The sequence below is a fragment of the Polaromonas sp. UBA4122 genome (assembly GCA_002381615.1).
In the GTDB taxonomy this organism is placed as follows: Bacteria; Pseudomonadota; Gammaproteobacteria; order Burkholderiales; family Burkholderiaceae_C; genus Polaromonas.
Map to the genome: position 1 here is coordinate 57,553 of DFWY01000078.1, position 15,865 is coordinate 73,417.

Sequence of the window (15,865 nt, forward strand, 5' to 3'; positions counted from 1 at the left end):
CGTGTCGCGACGACATTATGTTGAGTGCTGATTGTGTGCTTGTGCCGACGCCAGATGATCAGACTGCCAGGCAAATTCCACCACAACTGCGAGCCCGATACCGGTTGCGGGCGTTGAAAGACTCACCTGTGCGCCGGCTTTGGAGGCAAACTCGCGGACGATGGCCAGTCCGAGGCCGCTGCCGTTGGAATCGCGGTCATGGATCCGGTAGAAACGCTCGAATACCCGTTCCCTGCACTCAACAGGAATGCCCGGACCGTTGTCTTCCACGATCAGTGTCGTTCTGCCTTCCACTGAATCGACATGAACCGTTACGATGCCTCCCGCTTGGGTATACCGGATGGCGTTATCGACCAAGTTCATCACCATTTCTTTAATGGCAACCGGATGCGCCTTGACCGTGCTTGAGTCACCTGTCATTTCAAATCCCAGATCGATGTCCTTGGTCTGCGCCTGGGCGGCCAGATTTTCAAACACTTCCTGAACAACGACGGCCAGGTTGTTCGGTGTAACCGGGTCTGCCTCAGAGTTTGAGGCAAGCGCTTCAGCGGCAGACAAGGTCAACAACTGGTTCACCAATCGCACCGCCTGCTGCAGGGTGCGGCGCGCTGCTTTCAATGATTCAACCCGACCTTGATCATCAGTGGCCCGCATCGCATAGCTGAGCTGCGTGTTCAATAGCGCAAACGGAGTGCGCAGCTGGTGCGCGGCATTCTGGATAAAAATGCTCTGGGCGCCAGCGTGTTCTTCCAGCCGTCTGATGTAGTCGTTGATGGAGTCGACCAGGGGCGCCAGCTCTGCCGGCATGCCCTTTGACTCTATCGGTTGCAAGGTGCCCGGCACACGAGCGCTGACGGTATTACGCAGCTGGAGCAAAGGCCGCAGTCCACGATTCAGCCCAAACAAAATGAACACGGCAGCAAGCGCCAGAATAAGCAGCTGTTGACGGACCGCATGCATCCAGAGGCTATGGGCCAGTTGTTGATGACCATGCATGGTTTGCGCCACTTCCACCATGACAGGCCGGGCGTTCGGGTCCCCGATCACCGGCTGCAGGAGCGCCACGACCCGTACTGGCGCTTCGCGCATCGATGAGTTAAAGAAGTAAGGCGACTCGGCCTGCAATGCGACTGACGGCCTGGCCAGACCGGTGTAGCCTGACAGCAGGTGACCCGCGCCGGTCGTCACGCGGTAGTAGATTCGGTCAGGTTGACTGGACTGGAACAGCTCCAGTGCGGCGGGCGGAATCTGGTTCTGAAAGGAGCCATCCTCAAAACTGATCTGCTCTGCGATGCTGCGCGCGGAACCCAGTAGCAAACGGTCCTGTACCACCGAGGCGGTGTCCAGCGCATTGCCGTAGGTGGTCCAGGCATCAACCGCTACAGCACTGGCCAGCGGCAACAGTACCCACCCCAGCAGCTTGGCGCGCAGGCTACGGAACATCTGCCACCTCACGCAGCAGATAGCCCAGCCCCCGCAGCGTCACGATCTTGGCGACACTCTTTTCAAGTTTCTTTCGCAGGCGATGGACATAGATTTCGATCGCATCGGCGGAAACCTCTTCATCCATCGAAAACAGGCTTTGCGCCAAAGCCTGCTTGGACACCGTCGTCCCTGCCCTGGTCATCAGGACCTCCAGGACTGCACGCTCGCGTGGTGTGAGTGAAAGGCTTGTCTGGGCCAGCTTGAATTCCCTCGTATTGGTGTCGTAGTGAAGGTCACCACAGACAAGCAGCGGATTGGCGAGCCTGGAAGAGCGTCTGAGCAGTACGCGAATCCGCGCCTCCAGCTCCTCAACCTCGAAAGGCTTGGCCATGTAATCATCTGCACCGTGGTCCAGTTCGCTGACACGGCTTTGAATCGTGTTGTTAGCCGTCAGAATCAATACCGGCGTGTTGTCGTTGCGCGCACGAAGCCGCTTGAGCACCTCCTTGCCATCGAGCTTTGGCAGCGCCAGATCGAGTAGGACCAGACTGTAGGTCTCGGAGCGCAGCACAAAGTCCGCATCAGCGCCATTGTCAATCCAGTCAACGGTGTACTGCTCCTTGCGCAGCGTGCGCCTGAGCCAGGCTGCCAGGACCTTGTTGTCTTCAACCAGCAAAATTCGCATATTTAAAAATTGGGTTCACGCTCTGAACAAAACCGCTCCGGCCGGATTTTTCATTTGGATGGCAAAGGCAAGATGCAGGCTACCCGGATCATAGTAGGGCCACTTCAATGCGGGTACGCCCCTATCGCCAAAATCAAACCTACGGCTTGCCGGACCGTTCATCCGCCTTCATCGTCACCCCCGTACTTTCCCTAATCCCACAAGATTGAAAGCCAACGGAAAGCTACGGTCTCTTACGCTACCTGTCGATCGAGCTCCAAAACAGATTTTTCTGTGGTGCACCAGAGATGGAAAGCTCATCAGCGAAAAGTTACCCACATCGCAGCAGGCATGCCTGCACATTACAACCAGGAGATGATATGAACGCAAAACCAGTCAAACGCGCCCTGCTGACTTCAGTGGCCCTCGCCGCAACGCTTTTGAGTACATCCGCCGCTTTTGCGGCCGACAAGGTTTCCATCATGATCGGTGGTTATGAAAAGCATATTTACCTGCCCGCCAAGCTCGCCGAAGGACTGGGCTACTTCAAGGCCGAAGGGCTTGAAGTGGAATTGCTCAATGAAGGTGCCGGCGTGGACGCTGAAAACGAGATGCTGGCCGGCGCCGTGCAAGGCGTTGTCGGTTTTTACGATCACTGCGTGGACCTGCAGACCAAGGGAAAGTATGTGATGTCCGTGGTGCAGCTCAGCCAGGCACCGGGCGAAGTCGAGCTGGTCTCAACCAAGCACCCTGAAATCAAATCCATGGCCGACCTCAGGGGCAAGAGTCTGGGCGTCACCGGCCTGGGTTCCTCCACCAATTTCCTGAGCCAGTATCTGATGGTGAAGTCCGGCGTTCCGCTCGGTGAATTCACATCGATTCCGGTGGGCGCTGGTACGACTTTCATTGCAGCCATGCAGCAAGACAAGATTCAGGCCGGCATGACCACCGAGCCCACCATCTCGCGGCTGCTGAAGACCGGCGAAGCGCGTGTACTGATCGATATGCGTTCGATCGAAAAAACCAAACAGGCGCTAGGCGGCACCTATCCCGCAGCCTCGCTGTACATGTCCACCGACTGGGTTGAAAAGAACAAGCCGACGGTCCAGAAGCTGGCCAACGCCTTCGTCAAGACCCTGAAATACATCAACACGCACAGCGCTGCCGAGATCGCCGAAAAAATGCCCAAAGACTTCTACGTAGGTGACAAGGAGGGCTATATCAAGGCTCTCGCCGATGGAAAAGGCATGTTCACGCCCGATGGTGTGATGCCGGCTGGCGGCCCCGAGACGGTGCTTGCCGTTCTGTCCGGTTTCTCCAAAAACGTCAAGGGCAAAACCGTTGACCTGTCGAAAACCTTCACGACCGAGTTCGTCAAGAACGCAAAGTAAGCCACTGACCGGGCCAGGCGATGAGGGTTGCATGGTCATCGCCTGGCACTGGTCAGCGTATCAAAAACTCAATGCCAGAGTGCCCTCTGGCATACGGAAAATTTATGTCCGAAGTCTCCAAGCCCACCAGCCCAGCGATTGAGCTCATCAATGTGAGCCGACGCTTTCTCACCCCCGACGGCAAGTCAATGACAGCGCTGCGGGATTTCAATATGACGGTTGCCCGTGGCGAATTCGTCGCTGTCGTGGGCCCCACGGGCTGCGGCAAGTCGACCACGCTCAATCTGGTCACCGGCCTGACCAAACCGTCCAGCGGCGAAGTACGCGTGATGGGTGGGCCCGTGACGGGCATCGATCCCGGCATCGGCTTTGTCTTTCAGACAGACGCCCTGTTTCCATGGCGCAGCGTCATTGACAACGTCGTGGCCGGCCCGCTCTTTCGTGGCGTACCCGAAAGTCAAGCCTACGCAAGTGCACGGCAATGGCTCGCCCGCGTCAATCTTTCCGATCACGAATCGAAATATCCGCACCAGCTCTCGGGGGGAATGCGCAAGCGGGTCTCACTCGCCCAGACCTTTATCAATGAACCACAGATTCTGCTGATGGATGAGCCCTTTTCCGCGCTGGACGTGCAAACCCGCGTCCTGATGCATGAAGAACTATTGCGCCTCTGGTCCCAGGCCAAGGCATCCGTGGTTTTTGTCACCCATGATCTTGAGGAGGCCATCGCCCTGGCCGACAAGGTGTACGTCCTGACGGCCGGCCCGGCAACGGTGAAGTCGGTGTACGCCATTGACATTCCACGGCCCCGTGTTGTAAGCGAGATTCGTTACGACAAGGCCTTTATTGACATTGCGCACACCATCTGGGAAGACCTGCGTGATGAGGTGCAGCGCGGCGCAGCGCGCCAAGAAGCCCTTGTGGCCTGAGGAAATACGCCATGACCGATACAACACTCCTTCCCGGCATCCTGTTCCAGCCCGGCACGTCTGATGCGGAAATCGAAGCCGCCGCCGTGCGTGCCGCGCGCAAACGAAACCAGACCGTTTACTTCTGGCGGTATTTCATCCTGGTGGTGTTCTTGGGTGGATGGGAATTGTTGGCCAGTACCAAGCTGATAGATGAATTCTTTTTTTCCAAGCCTTCCGCCATCGTCTTTCGACTCTATGAATGGATCACCGAAGGCACCTCGGAAGGACCCCTCTGGTTCCACCTGTGGGTGACCATGGAAGAATCGCTGCTCGGATTCTTCACCGGAGCCTTTGGCGGGATCGTCGCCGGCATAGCACTCGGCCGCAACCGCATGCTGTCCGATATTTTTTCGGTCTATATCAAGGTAATCAACTCGGTGCCGCGGGTCGTCCTGGCGCCAATCTTCATCATGCTGTTCGGCTTGGGACTGACGTCGAAAGTAGCGCTGTCGTTTGTGATGGTTTTCTTCGTTGTCTTTTCCAACGCCTTCCAGGGTGTGCGCGAAGCGGACCGTAACCTGCTGGCCAATGCGCAAATTTTGGGCGCCAAGGACTGGCAGCTCACCCGCGCCGTCATTATTCCCTCCGCCATGAGCTGGATTTTTGCCTCGCTGCACGTGAGCTTCGGCTTTGCCATCGTGGGCGCCATTGTGGGCGAATTTGTGGGCGCACGCTACGGCATCGGTCTGCTTATCAATGTTGCCAAGGGTTCGTTTGACGCCGCTGGCATGTATGCAGCCATCGTCATCATCATGGTGGTTGCGCTCGCAGCGGAATATTCGATGACCCTGATCGAAAATCGTCTGGCCAAATGGCGACCTGCTCCCTTGCAAGACACCCAATGACACCGCAGGAACCACGGACAGGCTTGTTTTAAAACCCGGTCGTTGAGCATACGACGCTCAACGACCGCCCTCCTTGAGCAGAATACCCCAGGAGCGCGTTTTATCCAAACAGGACTGGACAGACCGGCAACACGGTGCAAATCATGCGCCGTTAAAGCGTGAGGATGGTGCAACCCGTGGTTTTACGGGCTTCAAGGGCACGATGGGCTTCGGCCACATCGGCCAGAGCAAAGCGCTGGTCGATGCGAATGCTCACCTTGCCGCTGGTGACCATATCAAACAGCTCATCGGCCATCTCCTGCGTGGATTCTCGCGTGGTGATGTGGCTGAACAGCGTCTGGCGCGTCAGGTAGAGTGAGCCTTTGGTGCCCAGGATGCCGGGCGAGAATGGCGCGACCGGGCCAGAGGCATTGCCAAAACTCGCCATCAGGCCGAGGGGGCGCAGGCAATCAAGCGAACGGTCAAAGGTGTCCTTGCCTACCGAGTCATACACCACCTTGACGCCTTGGCCGCCGGTAATTTCCTTCACGCGCGCCACAAAATCCTCTTTCGCATAGTTGATGACAAAGGCCGCACCATGCGCCTTGGCCAGTGCACATTTCTCATCAGAACCCGCGGTGCCGATCAGCTGCAGGCCCATGGCCTTGGCCCATTGGCAGGCGATCAGACCCACGCCGCCAGCGGCCGCGTGAAACAGCACAAAGTCGCCTTCCTTCAGCCCGCCCTGCGGCTGCGTGCGGCGCAGCAGGTATTGCGCGGTAAGGCCCTTGAGCATCATGGCCGCGCCCGTCTCAAACGAAATCGCATCCGGCAGCTTGCACACGCACTTGGCGGGCATCACGCGCACCTCGCAGTAGCTACCCGGTGGCTGGCTGGCATATGCGGCGCGGTCGCCCGCTTTGAGGTGCGTCACGCCCGCCCCTACGGCTTCGACCACGCCCGACGCTTCCATGCCCAACTGCAGCGGCATGGGCAGCGGGTACAAGCCGCTGCGCTGGTAGACATCAATGAAGTTCAGGCCTATGGCCTTGTGACGAATGCGAATCTCGCCGGGGCCGGGCTCGCCCACCTGCACCTCGACGATCTTGAGTTCTTCGGGGCCACCGTGCTGGTCAATGCGCACGGCTTTGGAGATGATGGGGGTCATGATGGGTTTCCTTGTAGTTTGTCGGTTGTCGGTTGTCGGTTGTCGGTTGTCGGTGAATCAGTGAATCAGTGAATCGATGAAATTGAACAGTAAGAGCGACTGGCCGTCATGGTGCCATGAATCGAATTAAGCTGCTGTTGCCAAGGGCTGAAAGGTGGCCCGCAGCGCGGATTCATGGGCGACTTGGTAAAGTCCCGGGCATGAAACAACGCCTGACACCCGCCACCGCCCTGCTATTGGTGGTTCCTCCTTTACTCTGGGCGGGCAACGCGGTAGTGGGCCGCCTCGTCACTGGGCTGGTTCCGCCCATGACGCTTAATTTTCTGCGCTGGGCGCTGGCTTTTGTGATTCTTTTGCCACTGGCCCACCGGGTACTGCGGCCGGGCAGCGCCATGTGGCCGAACTGGAAGCGCTTTGCATTGCTGGGTTTGCTGGGCGTGGGCTGCTACAACGCCCTGCAATACCTGGCACTGAAAACGTCCACCCCGCTCAACGTGACGCTGGTGGCGTCCAGTGTACCGGTCTGGATGCTCGCGGTCGGAGGGCTCTGCTTCGGCCAGCGCGTTTCACGCCAGCAGATCGCCGGGGCTTTGCTATCGATTGCCGGCGTGCTCGTGGTGCTGTCACGAGGCCAGTGGGCCATGCTGGCAGAAGTCCGGCTGGTGCCTGGCGATATCTATGTGCTGGTGGCGACCCTGGCCTGGGCGTTTTACAGCTGGCTGCTGTCGCAACCTAAGGAGCCGCCCGAAATCCGCCAGGACTGGGCCGCCTTCCTGATGGCGCAAATTGTCTTTGGCTTGGGCTGGTCCGGTTTATTTGCAGGCAGCGAATGGGCGCTGACGGATGCGCACATCACATGGGGCTGGCCATTAGCTGCAGCCTTGCTGTTTATCGCCGTCGGCCCCGCGGTGATCGCCTACCGCTGCTGGGGCATGGGCGTGCAGCGCGTCGGACCGGCCATCGCCGGCTTTTTCTCCAACCTCACACCGTTGTTTGCAGCCCTGCTGTCAGCGGCCTTCCTGGGGGAATTGCCGCATCTTTACCACGCGCTGGCGTTTGTGCTGATTGTGGGCGGGATTGTGGTGTCATCGCGGCGGTGAATAGCCTGCACGCTTGCCACTGCACGCGTCGCTATGTCTGCCCATCCAGACCGAACTGCTGCCTGAACGCGGCGCAGAACCCGCTGGTGCCGCTGATCGACAGGGTCACCGTGTGCCGCGGCCTGCCGACCGGCCCGATGTGCACCGAGAACCGGCGCGCGGAGGCGTCGTACTCGATGTGCTGCGGGGCCGTGAACTCCTGCTGGCCCTGCAGGTCGAAGTCCCAGTCTCCCCCCTCGCCCAACGGCCCACGGATGCCCACAAACATCGTGTAGGCCCAGTCCAGCACCTGGACGATCTCGTCCTGCACGGCAGCCACCTGCTCCGGCCAGGTCGAGGTCATCGCGTCGAAAGTGCCGATGCCGTCGGTGTCCTCGCTGTAGTCGAAGTCCAGGTAGTTGAGGTGGTAAATGCTCATGAGACAGGCATGCCCGCTCAATAGGTACCGGGATACGTCCCGCCATCAGCCAACACGTTCTGACCAGTCATGTAACCGGCCTGCATGCTGCACAGGAAAGCACAAATGGCGCCGAACTCTTCGGGTGTGCCAAAACGCCGGGCGGGGATTTTTTTGCGGCGCGCATCCATGACGGCATCAAGCGACTGTCCGGTTTTTTGAGCTGCGCCGCTCATGGTGACTCTCAGGCGATCCGTATCAAACGCGCCCGGCAGCAAGTTGTTGAGCGTAACCCCCTGAGAAGCGAGCTTGCTGCGCGCCACACCGGCGACAAAGCCCGTCAGGCCGCTGCGCGCGCCGTTGCTCAGACCCAGAATGTCGATCGGTGCCTTGACGGCGCTGGAGGTGATGTTGACGACACGGCCAAAACCGCGTGCCGCCATGCCGTCCACGGTGGCCTTGATCAGTTCGATCGGTGTCAGCATGTTGGCGTCCAACGCCTTGATCCACGCGTCCCGGTCCCAGTCGCGGAAATCGCCAGGCGGCGGGCCGCCCGCGTTGGTGACCACGATGTCGAAGTCCTTGCGCACCGCAAAGACGGCGGCGCGGCCTTCCACCGTGGTGATGTCCGCCGAAACAAATTGGACGCTAGCGCTTGCGGGACGGGCGTTGTCAGCTATCAATTTCGCAGCAGCAGCGTGTAAAACCTCGGCGCCCCGCGCCACGATCAGCACATGGACGCCCTCGCGCACCAGCGCCTGCGCGCAGCCGAGGCCCAACCCTTTGCTGGCACCGCACACCAGCGCCCATTTTCCGGCAATACCTAAATCCATACGATATCCTTGATGAAAAAAATTAACGGGAAAGAGTAAGTGCCACAATTTTTCGAGGGGCCGCCCCTGGAAAAATTAATGCCCTAGGGGGGCAGCATATTACATGCAGTGAAAAGCGTAGGGGCGAGCGAACGCAGCGCCAGGCCGCCCCAAGCAAGTTCAGACCCCTCGGGAGGCATCCTTCGACAAGCTCAGGACGAACGGAGACACGAGAGCGTGGGGGCAACATTCCCTAACGGCCCGCTCTGGTAAACACAAAAATTCCGGCGATCACCAGCACTGTACCCGCGGCCAGCCAGGCGGTGAAAGGTTCGCCCAAAATAACCACCCCCATCAGGATGGTGGACATGGGGCCCACCATGCCGGTCTGCGCGGCCAGGCTGGCACCAATACGCTCGATCGCCATCATCACCATCAGCACGGGCGCGGCCGTGCACAAGGTGGCGTTGAGAACGGACAGCCAGATCACCTCAGGCGCGACTAGAGCAGCGCTCAGGGGCCTGAGCACCACGAACTGCAGGATGCAGAGCAGGCAAGCAACGGTAGTTGCCAGTCCCACCAGCCGCAAGGAGCCCAGACGCCCGACCATTTCGCCGCTGTAAACCAGGTAAACCGCATAGCTGACCGCGCTCAGGAAGACCAGCAGCGCACCCCAGGCCGCATCGGCGCCTTGCAGCGTGATCTCGTGGCCAAATACCAGCACCACCCCGCAGTAGCTGATGGCCATGCCGATGATCTGCCGCGCCCTCACGCGTCGCTGGTACAGCCCCAGCCCCAGCAGCAAGACCACCGTGGGATTGAGGTACAGAATCAGGCGCTCCAGCGAGGCGCTGATGTATGCCAACCCGGCAAAGTCCAGAAAGCTGGCCAGGTAGTAGCCGGTGAATCCGAGCCAGAGCACCCCCAGCCAGTCTTTGCGCGTGAGAGGTGCTTTGCCCCGGCTGGCCCACCAGGCCATCATGGCAAAAAACGGCAGCGCAAACAGCATGCGGTACATGATCAGCGTGACGGCATCGACGCCGTAGCGGTAAGCCAGCTTGACGATGATCGCCTTGCCACTGAACGCAATCGCCCCGAAGGTGGCGAGCAGCAAGCCTGGCGCTATGCTTTTTGTAGCTGCTTGTTCCCGTCCCTCCTGGGCTATAGGTACTTTTTGTTCTGAACTATTGCTCAAGATGTATTCTTAAAAACCCACGGCCTGCCCATCACGACGGGCGTCGCTCGCCGCCACGTAGCCTTCGACTTTGGGGTTGCCGGCGCGCCAGATGAACTGGCCGGCGCCAAAGTCCTGGTAGGAGTCGTTGATGACTTCGACCCGGTGGCCGCGGTCTGCCAGGCCTTGTAGCGCCTGCGGGTTCATTGCGGCTTCGACGTTGATCTCCAAGCCAGCGTTGTAGCGCCAGCGCGGCGCGTCGCAGGCCACCTGCGGGCTCTGGCGGTAGTCCAGCATGCGCACCAGCGTCTGCATGTGGCCCTGCGGCTGCATGTTGGCACCCATCACGCCGTAGCTCATCACGGGCTGGCCGTCTTTGCTAAGGAAGGCCGGGATGATGGTGTGAAAAGGACGCTTGCCCGGTGCAACCTGGTTGGCACCGGCCTGCAGGCTGAAGCCATGGCCGCGGTTTTGCAGGCTGATGCCAAATTCGGGCTCGACACAACCCGAGCCAAAGCCCATGTAGTTGCTCTGGATGAAGCTCACCATCATGCCGTCCTCGTCCGCCGCAGTCAGGTAAATCGTGCCGCCCTTGACCGGATTGCCCGCCCCGAAATCCTGCGCCTTGTTCATGTCTATGAGTTTGGCGCGCGTTGCGAGGTAGGCGTCATCGAGCATTTGCGCGGGTGTCACCTCCATGGACGAGGGCTCGGCGACATATTTATAGACATCGGCAAACGCCAGCTTCATGGCTTCGATCTGCACATGCTGGGAATCCACGCCATCGACCGGCAGACCCGCCACGTCGAATTGATCCAGAATGCCCAGCGCAATCAGCGCTGCAATGCCCTGGCCATTGGGGGGAATCTCGTGCAGGGTGTAGCCGCGGTAGTCTTTGGCGATGGGCTGGACCCACTCGGGCTGGTAGGCCTCAAAATCCCTGGCGGTGATGCTGCCGCCGTTTTGCGCAGAAAATCTTTCAATGGCCTGGGCGATGGCGCCGCCGTAATACGCGGCGCCTTTGCTCTCTGCAATGGCCCTCAGCGCTTTGGCCGCGGCCTTGCACTGGAACAGTTCACCCACCTTGGGCGCCCGGCCCCAGGGCAAGAAGGCCCCGGCAAACCCGGGCTGCGATTGCAGTTCAGCCGTAGCGGCGGCCCACTTCTGCTGCACCACGATCGGCAGCAGGTAGCCGCGCTCGGCAATTTCAATGGCGGGCTCCATCAGGTCGGCGAACGGCAGCTTGCCAAAGCGCTCACTCAGTGCAACCCAGCTGCCCACGGCACCCGGCACCGTCACGGCATCCATGCCGCGTTTGGGTGGCGTGCGGGCCTCCGCGCCGTATTTGCGCTTGAAGTACTCGGGCGTCCAGCTCTGCGGTGCGCGCCCCGATGCGTTCAGCCCGTGGAGCTCCTTGCCATCCCACAAAATGCAGAAGGCATCGCTGCCCAAGCCGTTGCTGACCGGCTCGACGATGGTCATGGCCGCCGCCGCCGCTATTGCCGCGTCTACCGCATTGCCGCCCTTGAGCATCATGCGCAAGCCGGCCTGCGCCCCCAGCGGGTGGGAGGTGGACACGACATTGCGGGCAAACAGGGGAAGTCGGGTGGAGGGGTAAGGATTGCTGAAGTTGAAGTTCATGGGTGACCTGTCAAAGTCGGTTGAGATACGGCTGGGCAGCTGCCGGCAGGAGCAGCGACAGAGACGAGCCTGCCAGCAGCAGGCTCAAGAGATGTCCAGGTTTCATCGGATTCCAGGTTTCTTGGGTTTGCTGTTCAACGATTTTGCGGTGCAGCTTGCGCATGGACCACCACACCATGCAAAACCTCGTTGCTGCCATTGTGACGCACGGAAGTTACCGCACGGCTATGGACGCCCCATGGCGCTGACGCCATGAAAAACGGCACCCGAAAGTGCCATTGAGAACCCAGGTGGCAGCCTATGTTCAGTCTTCCACAAAAGCCTCCTCGCGCTTGTGCTTGACCGAAGGCATCAGCACAACCACCAGCAGCAACAGAGCGGCTGCCAGCAGCCCAGCCGACAGGGGACGCGTCACAAACACGCTCCAGTCACCACGCGACAGCAGCAGCGCCCGGCGCAGGTTTTCTTCCATCATGGGGCCCAGAATAAAGCCCAGCAGCAAAGGCGCGGGTTCAACGCCCAGCTTGAGAAATAGGTAACCGATCACGCCAAAACCGCCGACCATCCACACGTCAAACGTGTTGTTGTTGGTGGTGTAAACCCCAATCGCACAGAACAGCACAATCGCCGGGAACAGGTAGCGGTAAGGCACCGTCAGCAGCTTGATCCACATGCCAATCAGCGGCAGGTTCAAAATGATCAGCATCGCGTTGCCGATCCACATCGAGGCAATCAGGCCCCAGAACAGTTCGGGGTTGCTGGTCATGACCTGCGGACCCGGCTGGATGTTGTGAATCGTCATGGCGCCCACCATCAGGGCCATCACGGCGTTGGGCGGAATACCCAGCGTGAGCAGCGGAATGAACGAGGTCTGCGCACCGGCGTTGTTGGCCGACTCTGGCGAAGCCACGCCGCGGATGTTGCCTTGGCCGAAGGGAACTTCGCCGGGCTTCATCTTGATTTTTTTCTCTAGCGCGTAGGCTGCGAACGCTGCCAGCACCGCACCACCGCCGGGAAGAATGCCCAGAGCAGAACCCAGGAAGGTACCGCGCAGTACCGCGGGTGCCATGTCCTTGAAATCCTGCTTCGTGGGAAACAGGCCCGTCACATTGGCGGTGAATACCTCGCGTTCATGCTCCGGCTGCGCCAGATTGCTGATGATCTCACCGTAACCGAACACGCCCATGGCAATCACAATAAAGCCGATGCCGTCGGTCAGCTCGGGAATGTCAAAACTGAAACGTGCAACACCCGAATTGACGTCGGTGCCGACCAGGCCGAGCAGCAGGCCCAGCACAATCATCGCAACCGCTTTGAGCAGCGAGCCGGAAGCCATCACCACGGCGCCGATCAGGCCGAGGACCATCAGCGCAAAATATTCAGCCGGGCCAAACTTGAAAGCCAGTTCGGTCAGCGGAGGCGCGAACGCCGCCAGAATCAGCGTGCCAACGCTACCCGCAAAGAACGAGCCCAGACCCGCCGCGGCCAGCGCAGGCCCGGCCCGGCCTTTTCGCGCCATCTGGTAACCGTCGATACAAGTGACCACCGATGAAGTCTCACCGGGCAGATTCACCAGAATGGCCGTGGTGGACCCGCCGTATTGCGCGCCGTAATAAATACCGGCCAGCATGATCAGCGCAGAAACGGGGGGCAACGCGTAAGTAGCTGGCAGCAGCATGGCAATGGTAGCTACCGGGCCGATGCCAGGCAGCACACCAATCAGCGTACCCAGCAGGCAGCCGATAAAGGCATACAACAGGTTAATCGGCGTGAACGCCACGCCAAAACCCAGCGCCAAATGTGAAATCAGATCCATTTTTTTTCCTTAGCCGGTGATGAAGGTGGGCCACACGGCAATCTGCAGCTGGAGCACAAGCACAAAAGCGATATAACTGCCAACGGCCAGCACGGTGGCCAGAATGAAGGTGGCCTTAACCTTCCAGCCAGACTCGGCCATGCTGGAGATGAACGTCAGGGCGTAAATGGCCACAATCATGCCCATCGCAGGAAAATTGATGCTGGGCAAACCGGCCAGCAAGGCACCAAACACCAGATTGGCCAGAATAATAAAAATCAGCGGCTTCCAGGCCCATTTGCCAATTTTGTCGCCGCCCAGGGTCTCAACCACCAGGGCCTTAAAGGTGATGGCCGCCCCCAAAATGGTCATCAGGATGCCCAGCCAGAGCGGAAAATAGCCGGGGCCCATGCGGGCGGCTTCGCCGATGTTGTAGGTGGTTGCGCCCCAGGCAAATGCCACGCCGATGCCCATGAACATGAGCCCGGAAAAAAAGTCTTTTTGACTCTTGATATTCACGGTTTGTCTCCTCTATATAAAGAATGAATTGGTCGATTGTGCATTCAATCACCGGCGCAGGACATGTGGCTTTCACCTATACGGCCCGGCGGTGCCAGGAAGCCGTAAGTCCGGCCGCAACTTCGGCGGGAGGGCCAAAAGGCGAAAGCACCTCAGGAAAGCGGGGGGGTGGACGCCAGGATTTCTTCGATGGTGGTCAGGCCTTCAGCCACTTTCAGGGCACCCCCCAGTCGCAGCGGGCGCATCCCTTCCGTGATTGCCTGTTGACGCAGCGCATCAATATTGGGTTCTTTCGAAACCTTTTCCTTGAAGCCTTCGGTCACCGTCAGCAACTCGTACAAGCCCATCCGTCCCCTGAAGCCGGTCATGCGGCAATCCACACAGCCCACAGGTTTGTAGGGCCGGTAGCCGCCGCTGATTTGCCAGGGTTTGACCAGTTCCGCGAGGGTTTCCCGCGAGGCACTGTCGTCCGGCTCACGGCACTGGCTGCACAGGGTGCGTACCAGCCGCTGGGCCAGCACGCCCAGCAAGGTGGCGTTGATCAGGTAGGACGGCACGCCCAGCTCCATCAGGCGGGATACGGCAGAGGGCGCATCGTTGGTGTGCAGCGTGCTGAAGACCAGGTGGCCCGTCAGCGCGGCCTGCACAGCCATTTCAGCGGTCGGCAGGTCACGTATCTCGCCCACCATGATGATGTCCGGGTCTTGCCGCATCAAAGCGCGCAGCCCTTCGGGAAAACCAAAATCCAGATGCGGCTGAACCTGCGTCTGGTTGAACGCGGGCTCGATCATCTCGATCGGGTCTTCGATCGTGTTGACATTGACCTCTTCGGTAGCGAGCCGTTTCAGTGTGGAATACAGCGTGGTGGTCTTGCCCGAACCGGTCGGGCCGGTCACCAGCACAATGCCGTAGGGGCGTTTGACCAGTTGCTCCCAGCGCTCGGCGTCGTGTTGCGAAAAGCCCAGCGCATCGAGATTTTTAACCGTGGTGTCTGGGTCAAAAATACGCATGACCATTTTTTCGCCAAATGCAGTGGGCAGGGTGGACAAGCGCATTTCCACCTCATCGCCGCGCGGGTTGCGTGTCTTGATGCGGCCGTCCTGCGGGCGGCGTTTTTCAACCACATCCATACGGCCCAGCAGCTTGATGCGCGCCGTCATGGCGCCCAGCACGCCCATGGGCAACTGGTACACCGGGTGCAGCACGCCGTCGATGCGAAAACGGATCACGCCCTGCTCGCGCCGCGGCTCCAGATGAATATCGCTGGCGCGCTGGTCAAAGGCATATTGCCAGAGCCAGTCCACCACCTGCACCACCCCCTGGTCATTGGCGTCGAGCTGCTTGTTGCTCTTGTTCAGTTCAACCAGTTGCTCAAAGCTGGCCGAGCCAGACGTTCCGCCCGCCTTGAGCGCCGCCTTGACGGATTTGGCCAGCGCAAAAAATTCCGCCGTGAACTTGGTGATTTCCAGCGGATTGGCCACCACCAGACGCACGCTGCGTTTGGACTGGCGCTCGATCTCCGACACCCAGTCCGTGACGAACGGCTCGGACGTCGCAATCACCACCTCGCTAGGTGTGACCTTCACCGGCAACACCTTGTGCCGCTCGGCATATACGGCCGACATGGTGTCTGCCACCTTGCCCACGTCCACCTTGAGGGGGTCAATCCTCAAATAGCTGAGGCCTGCGCGGCCGGCCAGCCACTGGGCAATGGTTTCGATATCCAGCGGTTTGCCATCGGCCACACGTGTCATGCTGACACTGGCCAGCCTGACCAGGGGATGCTGCGCGCTTTGCACTTGCGAACAGCGGGCAAGGGTGCGCTGCGCCTCGGCGCTGCTGATGACGCCGTCTTCACTGAGCCATTCGACCAGGCGACGCCAGTCCAGCGGGCCGGCATGGGGCGCGGAGGAGACCTTTTTAGCCTGATGATCCCGTGGGGTTTTGGGGGGCATGACTGCACTCATGAGTCGCAATGTACCGC

General features: G+C 59.8%; 15 protein-coding genes. 4 read left to right on the forward strand and 11 right to left on the reverse strand.

Going from position 1 to position 15,865, the window contains the following annotated elements:
- Positions 1–15: 15 nt before the first annotated feature.
- On the reverse strand, positions 16–1,443 hold the full coding sequence (locus tag B3F77_RS10305; protein ID WP_293604869.1) for a sensor histidine kinase: 1,428 nt from the start codon (positions 1,441–1,443) through the stop codon (positions 16–18).
- Positions 1,433–2,110, reverse strand: coding sequence for a response regulator (locus B3F77_RS10310; protein WP_293604870.1), 678 nt, complete (start codon positions 2,108–2,110; stop codon positions 1,433–1,435). Before B3F77_RS10310 ends, B3F77_RS10305 begins: the two co-directional genes overlap by 11 nt.
- A gap of 359 nt (positions 2,111–2,469) precedes the next feature.
- Here B3F77_RS10310 and B3F77_RS10315 point away from each other — a divergent pair, with 359 nt between their 5' ends.
- The 3 genes from B3F77_RS10315 to B3F77_RS10325 all read left to right on the forward strand — a co-directional run bounded on the left by B3F77_RS10315 (position 2,470) and on the right by B3F77_RS10325 (position 5,296).
- Positions 2,470–3,480, forward strand: coding sequence for an ABC transporter substrate-binding protein (locus tag B3F77_RS10315; protein WP_293604871.1), 1,011 nt, complete (start codon positions 2,470–2,472; stop codon positions 3,478–3,480).
- 104 nt (positions 3,481–3,584) lie between these two features.
- Entirely contained in the window at positions 3,585–4,409 is an 825-nt protein-coding gene (locus tag B3F77_RS10320; protein ID WP_293604872.1) for an ABC transporter ATP-binding protein, read from the forward strand.
- An 11-nt stretch (positions 4,410–4,420) separates the two neighbouring features.
- Positions 4,421–5,296, forward strand: coding sequence for an ABC transporter permease (locus B3F77_RS10325; RefSeq protein WP_293604873.1), 876 nt, complete (start codon positions 4,421–4,423; stop codon positions 5,294–5,296).
- A 151-nt stretch (positions 5,297–5,447) separates the two neighbouring features.
- Here B3F77_RS10325 and B3F77_RS10330 read toward each other — a convergent pair whose 3' ends face one another.
- Positions 5,448–6,443, reverse strand: coding sequence for a quinone oxidoreductase family protein (locus tag B3F77_RS10330; protein WP_293604874.1), 996 nt, complete (start codon positions 6,441–6,443; stop codon positions 5,448–5,450).
- A 200-nt stretch (positions 6,444–6,643) separates the two neighbouring features.
- Here B3F77_RS10330 and B3F77_RS10335 point away from each other — a divergent pair, with 200 nt between their 5' ends.
- On the forward strand, positions 6,644–7,543 hold the full coding sequence (locus B3F77_RS10335) for a DMT family transporter (RefSeq protein ID WP_293604875.1): 900 nt from the start codon (positions 6,644–6,646) through the stop codon (positions 7,541–7,543).
- Between the two features lie 31 nt (positions 7,544–7,574).
- Here the strand turns inward: B3F77_RS10335 and B3F77_RS10340 are convergent, their stop codons facing one another.
- The 8 genes from B3F77_RS10340 to B3F77_RS10375 all read right to left on the reverse strand — a co-directional run bounded on the left by B3F77_RS10340 (position 7,575) and on the right by B3F77_RS10375 (position 15,836).
- Positions 7,575–7,961: a hypothetical protein gene (locus B3F77_RS10340; protein ID WP_293604876.1), complete on the reverse strand. Its 387-nt coding sequence runs from the start codon at positions 7,959–7,961 to the stop codon at positions 7,575–7,577.
- Between the two features lie 17 nt (positions 7,962–7,978).
- Positions 7,979–8,773, reverse strand: coding sequence for an SDR family oxidoreductase (locus tag B3F77_RS10345; RefSeq protein ID WP_293604877.1), 795 nt, complete (start codon positions 8,771–8,773; stop codon positions 7,979–7,981).
- 232 nt (positions 8,774–9,005) lie between these two features.
- Complete coding sequence (locus B3F77_RS10350) at positions 9,006–9,917, reverse strand: DMT family transporter (protein ID WP_293604896.1); 912 nt, start codon at positions 9,915–9,917, stop codon at positions 9,006–9,008.
- A 39-nt stretch (positions 9,918–9,956) separates the two neighbouring features.
- Positions 9,957–11,567, reverse strand: coding sequence for a gamma-glutamyltransferase family protein (locus B3F77_RS10355; protein WP_293604878.1), 1,611 nt, complete (start codon positions 11,565–11,567; stop codon positions 9,957–9,959).
- Positions 11,568–11,577: 10 nt separating this feature from the next.
- A complete protein-coding gene (locus B3F77_RS10360) occupies positions 11,578–11,730 on the reverse strand; it encodes a hypothetical protein (protein ID WP_293604879.1) in 153 nt (50 codons plus the stop codon).
- A 141-nt stretch (positions 11,731–11,871) separates the two neighbouring features.
- On the reverse strand, positions 11,872–13,383 hold the full coding sequence (locus B3F77_RS10365; RefSeq protein WP_293604880.1) for a tripartite tricarboxylate transporter permease: 1,512 nt from the start codon (positions 13,381–13,383) through the stop codon (positions 11,872–11,874).
- A gap of 9 nt (positions 13,384–13,392) precedes the next feature.
- Positions 13,393–13,881, reverse strand: coding sequence for a tripartite tricarboxylate transporter TctB family protein (locus tag B3F77_RS10370; protein WP_293604881.1), 489 nt, complete (start codon positions 13,879–13,881; stop codon positions 13,393–13,395).
- Positions 13,882–14,033: 152 nt separating this feature from the next.
- Entirely contained in the window at positions 14,034–15,836 is a 1,803-nt protein-coding gene (locus tag B3F77_RS10375; protein WP_414702995.1) for a GspE/PulE family protein, read from the reverse strand.
- Positions 15,837–15,865 lie beyond the last annotated feature (29 nt).